This window comes from Bacillus sp. JJ1503, from assembly GCF_036965125.1.
Lineage (GTDB): Bacteria > Bacillota > Bacilli > Bacillales > Cytobacillaceae > Cytobacillus.
Genome location: NZ_JBALOZ010000291.1, coordinates 7,657 through 13,096 on the forward strand (window position 1 = coordinate 7,657; position 5,440 = coordinate 13,096).

Consider the following 5,440-nt stretch of genomic DNA (forward strand, 5'->3'; position numbering starts at 1 on the left):
AATGTACGCTGAAAATGATAAACCGAATAGGTTGAGGCTTTAGCTAACTTTTCAAGAGAAAGTGATTCGTTTAGATGTTCATCTATAAATTCAAGAACTCTATTGATTTGTTTTTGCTGTTCTTTCACTACCATATCCATATCTCCTTAATTGATTCACTTTCAATCCGTTGTATTACATTTTTCCAATTCTAATATTATCACTCTTTTTAATTTCGTTTATTCAAAAGTTTTCTATTTAGATACCACAAGGATTATGAGATCGAAAGGAAGCAGAAGCCATTAGAGCTGAAATTATTAGAAGTTGCTCAAACACGGTGTAAACAAAAATCGGATATGAAGGAGGTTCAAAAAACATATCTTGGCTGTCATCACTTAAGTATTAATATACTTTGTCGAAGGAAATTGAAAAATCAATTGGAATTCTCGTATAGAAATAAAAAAGCTTAATTCAGGGTTATGAATCAAGCTTTTTTGTTTTTCACAATCTTCGATACACAATTAAGTAGGGTTCGAATTAATATATACTTCGCATTATGAGGAAACTATGATTAAAAATAAAATTAAGTATTATTCCATTTCTTCTATACTTCTTTGTACTATTGCCACCATATCATCTTCGGCACCAAGACTAAAGTTTAAAAAAACACCTTGTCCCCCGCCAGCACCAATTGCTGAAATAAAAGTATTACTGTTATTACCTACTACAGTAAGGCTCAAACTCGCTCTGTTTCCATTTCTCATAAAGTATTTATCATAAACCCGAACTGCTATTTTAGTCTCTCCAATAGCGTAGTTGCTTTCATCAACTAATCTCATACTTATTCCGCTGTTACCAATATCGTTTTCCAAATGATTAACCACTTTCTCAAATTGACCAACAATTGTCTTTTCATACTTTGCCATGATTACCCCATCCTCCCCCATAATTAATTTTTTCGCTATATAATACGATTGTTCATTATCCTCGGTTTCTTGTATTGATTAATTTTATTGAATATTAATATTTCTAACAATATTTTACTGTAGACTCACAGTAAAGCCTGATCCCTGTTGTGATTTATTATTGAATAAACCTGCCCCCCTACAATAAGAAATGCTATTCTCTTTCTTGAAGAATAGCACCCGTCAAAAAGTTTTTAATTTGTTAAACAAATTCCCCTAAACATTTATATATCCTTCTAAATAAGATACAGCTTCTCCAGACATTTTTACCGTTTCACCTAAATCAGTACAATATAGCTTTCCGCCTCTTTCTGATAATTGCAATGCGACAAATTCATTTTTATTCAATTTATTCTTCCAATACGGAACTAGTGTACAATGAGCAGAACCAGTAACGGGGTCTTCATCTATTCCTGCCTTTGGTGCAAAAAATCTTGATACGAAATCTACTTCTTTCCCTTTAGCTGTCACTATTACACCAAAACCATCTAGTTTTTTTAGTTCATCCATATTTAATTCAAGACCTAAAATATCTTGTTCTGTATCAAATACCGCCAAATAGTCTCTTGCCTTATAGACCTCTTTAGGTTCTTTACCTAAACCTTTAATAAGTTCCTCTGGAGTATCGCATTTTTCTCCTTCTCTAGAAGGAAAACTCAATGTAAATAAACCGCCATCCCTCGATACTTCTAAAAGTCCACTTTTTGTATGAAACTTTACATTCTTTAAATTTTCATCTAAATAAGTGCATATTACATAAGCAGACGCTAATGTTGCGTGTCCACATAAGTCTATTTCCCCTATTGGAGTGAACCATCTTAACTCATATACATCATCTTTTTTTACAAAAAAGGCGGTTTCAGATAAATTATTTTCTGCTGCAATCTTTTGCATTAAATTATCTTCTATCCATTCGTTTAATGGACATACTGCCGCTGGGTTTCCTTTAAATTGTTCATTTGTAAAAGCATCAACCTGATATATCGGGATTCTCATTTTCTTAATCTCCTTGTTGTTCACTTAAACTAGGCACCCATTTATTCAACAAAATATGAATAATGACAACCCGTTATTTCTCCCATAGCTCCACCAGTCTGCCTTCAGGATCTTTAATCCAAATAAACTTACCATATTCACTAACTTCTTTTCCCTTTACAAGAGGTACACCAATTTGTTCTAAATGCTCAATAGTCTCGTTTAGATTATAAACTTGGAAATTTAACATCACTTGCTGTTCTGTTGGGAAGTAAGGGTCATCTTCAGTAAAGAAAGAAAATATCGTTTTATTTTCTGAATGGGGTTTAATAATGGTCCCATTCCAATTATCAATTTCAATCTTCAACACTTCACTGTACCATTTTTTTATGGCATCTAGATTTTTAGTCCTCCAAAATATTCCTCCGATACCTTTTATCATCATAATAAACTCGCTCCCATCTCTAATTTCTTTTATTTTTCCTTTAAATTAGGAATTCAAGAAATAAAAATAAATTCCTTCTTCATACAGATAGGTAAAAAGGCATTATTGTTATTTCACCAAAAAAAGAAGTCTATCGCTAGACTTCTTTTTTCACCTTATTTATTTTTCAACTCAAACTCTGCGACATTTTCCAAATGACTTGAATTGTGATGTATGTGGTAGAGTTTACCTTAGATATTATTAATCATTCTCTAGCACAAAGTTATCAAGCAATGCACGCACTTCATCTGTTGATTTCGTATTCATCAATTGATTTCTTAATTCACCTGCTCCACGGAATCCTTTGACATAAATTTTGAAAAAGCGATGAAGCCCTGAGATTGAACGTGGCAGTACTTCCGCATATTGATCTTGAAGATCAAGCTGCAGTCTTAAAAGATCAAGGTATTCTTTACTGCTATGCTCTTTTGGCTCTTTTTCAAAAGCAAAAGGATTTTTAAAAATACCTCGCCCGATCATAACTCCATCAATACCATATTGTTCAGCGAGCTGTAGCCCAGTTTGTCGGTCAGGAATGTCTCCATTGATTGTTAGCAGCGTATCCGGTGCAATCGCGTCACGAAGTTTCTTTATCTCCGGAATCAGCTCCCAATGAGCATCGACTTGGCTCATTTCCTTTCTTGTACGCAGATGAATAGAAAGATTGGCGATGTCCTGTTTCAATATATGCGTTAGCCACGCCTGCCACTCCTCCACATCCGTGTAACCTAGCCTTGTCTTCACACTTACAGGCAGTCCTCCTGCTTTTGCTGCTTGTATTAAATCTGCTGCAACTTCCGGACGAAGAATCAGACCGGCTCCCTTCCCATTCGATGTCACATTAGGTACAGGACAGCCCATATTGATATCAATACCCCGAAATCCTAGTTCAGCCATACCGATACTCATTTTCCGAAAGTTTTCAGGTCTATCCCCCCATATATGAGCCACAATAGGTTGTTCATCTTCTGTAAAAGTCAAACGCCCACGCACACTTTGCTTCCCATCTGGGTGACAATAACTCTCCGAGTTTGTAAACTCTGTAAAAAACACATCAGGTCTGGCTGCTTTACTCACCACATGGCGAAAAACAACATCGGTCACATCTTCCATTGGTGCAAGTACAAAAAACGGTCTTGGTAATTCACTCCAAAAATTATCTATCATATATAAACTCAAACCTCTCTTATAAGAGTTAAACTCTCGTCTCAAATTTACATTGCAAGAATGTGCCTGCTTCTTTTAAAACATATACCATGCTTAAGCACTTTTTATCAAACTATAGAAAATTTTAAACATTATAAACCTTAAGTTCAACATGAAAAGTGCTAAGAAAATCAGTAAGATGCGATAGCTTGGGACAGAGGTTAAGTATTAATCCTGGTTTCTGCTGCTTATTGTTTGAAATACCCTTACTTCCTTACCTAAATATGTAGAAACAACCGTTTTAGGTGTTATTTCACTTTAACAATAATTTGTCTCCTTTACCGGGTCTCATTATAAACTACTTCATAAAAGAAATTTTAATGTGACAACGAGAACCATGCTATTAACATTAGGCAAAACTAAAAGATGTCCTAATCTTAAGAATTAACGCCTTTTTTCTTACTTTTCTAGTTGAGAATACCACTTGCAACCACGATGGTACTGTCCATTGTCCATATTCAATACATCTTTGTAAATCCGTTACAGGAAACGTAAAAAGACAACGCCCCAGAGGGTTAGTTGCCTTTCTTCTTTAAAATGAGTTGTGAAACTCACTCCACGTGTGCAAAATGTATGTGCAACACACGAGGTGCTGGTGAGTCATATTTTTTTATTTATTCGCATCCTACCTTTTGCAACTAAATCAATAGTAAAATTCCATCCAATAGGATATCAAGTCCTATTAGGCCATTTTCCATCAGTCGCCAGAAAGCCACCGAACACTTACTCGGATTTGACTCTCCCCATCTAGTAATTAACGGGTTACTAGGCAAGCAAAATAAAAAGGCCCCGGAACTTGCATCACCCGAGCCCAATCGTTTTGGTTGCTTTAATATTTCTCAATGACCTAAGGGTACCAATTTTGAAAGGCAATTCGAACGTCGAATTAAGACTCATCACAATCTTTATTAGCATAGATAACTATGTAATTGGTGTAAAGTTCAACGATAATCACAATAACTACTTATGGCTGAACATTTAACTTTGAGGGGGCATATTTGGTTGTTTTGGTTCTACATCCTTAAATGCATCTTCTTTTATCTCAATTTCTTTATTCAAATTGTTTAATATCTCCTGTATCGGTTTTGCGTCTTTTCCCATAAGCGCTTGTTTGATTTGATCTTTCACCTCGCTTAATGGTGTCTCCTTTCTATCTGTTACCTTGATGATGTGATAACCAAATACTGTCTTGACCGGCTCGCTCACTTCACCTTTTTTCAATTTCATAGCCGCTGCAAGACAATGAAAAAATGGCTAAAACTGGGGATCATTTTCTTCATTTATCTTCACTCCTACTTTTGACAACTTCCCAAAGTCATTGTCGCTGACGGATCTGACCTTGGTTTACCATCTAAATAAAAAGCTGAATAAGCTTTAAAATGCCTTCGATATTTTTATGGATATTTTAAAAACGTAACAATACAGGGAAAGAATAAATCAACCAATAATACCAATTGGGTTTTCCTGCTTAAATGAGGCGGGACAGTTCGCCTACTGTCCCGGCCATTTTATTGTTTTTGTTTCCTATGAGTATCATAAACTCACAAAATCGAGAAAATGGATATGAACAATGAAACCTTACCCTAGTTCAAGTTTGATAGAGAAGTCTATTCATTGATTTCCCATCTTCACGTTTTAAAAGTTTTTGAGCTCGTTACTCCCCGTAACAGGTCATCCCCGGCACAGGAGGTATATTCTGAACAGTGAATCTAACCTATTGCCAGATCTCAATCATTGCATCAGCATACGCTTTCAAACTGTTATACGCTTTTGCGGAGATTTGATTCGCATCTTTTTTAAGATCCAGGAATTCTTTAAAATCATTAATGTG

5 protein-coding genes and 1 pseudogene are annotated in these 5,440 nt (G+C 35.3%); all 6 read right to left on the reverse strand.

What is annotated here, in order from left to right:
- Positions 1-569 precede the first annotated feature (569 nt).
- Positions 570-905 carry a DUF6054 family protein gene (locus V7149_RS20380; protein WP_335347423.1) on the reverse strand — a complete coding sequence of 112 codons (336 nt, stop codon included), beginning with the start codon at positions 903-905 and terminating at the stop codon, positions 570-572.
- Positions 906-1,160: 255 nt separating this feature from the next.
- Positions 1,161-1,940, reverse strand: a complete 780-nt coding sequence (locus tag V7149_RS20385; protein ID WP_335347426.1) for a PhzF family phenazine biosynthesis protein — start codon at positions 1,938-1,940, stop codon at positions 1,161-1,163.
- Positions 1,941-2,013: 73 nt separating this feature from the next.
- The gene (locus V7149_RS20390) at positions 2,014-2,361 is read right to left on the reverse strand and encodes a VOC family protein (protein WP_335347427.1); all 348 of its coding nucleotides are present in this window, start codon (positions 2,359-2,361) and stop codon (positions 2,014-2,016) included.
- Positions 2,362-2,604: 243 nt separating this feature from the next.
- Positions 2,605-3,570, reverse strand: coding sequence for a tRNA dihydrouridine synthase (locus tag V7149_RS20395; protein ID WP_335347424.1), 966 nt, complete (start codon positions 3,568-3,570; stop codon positions 2,605-2,607).
- 1,193 nt (positions 3,571-4,763) lie between these two features.
- Positions 4,764-4,842: pseudogene (locus V7149_RS26610) on the reverse strand (peptidylprolyl isomerase); the annotation flags it as partial.
- 481 nt (positions 4,843-5,323) lie between these two features.
- Positions 5,324-5,437 (reverse strand): FIMAH domain-containing protein, encoded by a 114-nt coding sequence (locus V7149_RS26615; RefSeq protein ID WP_438824137.1) that lies wholly within the window; start codon positions 5,435-5,437, stop codon positions 5,324-5,326.
- Positions 5,438-5,440 lie beyond the last annotated feature (3 nt).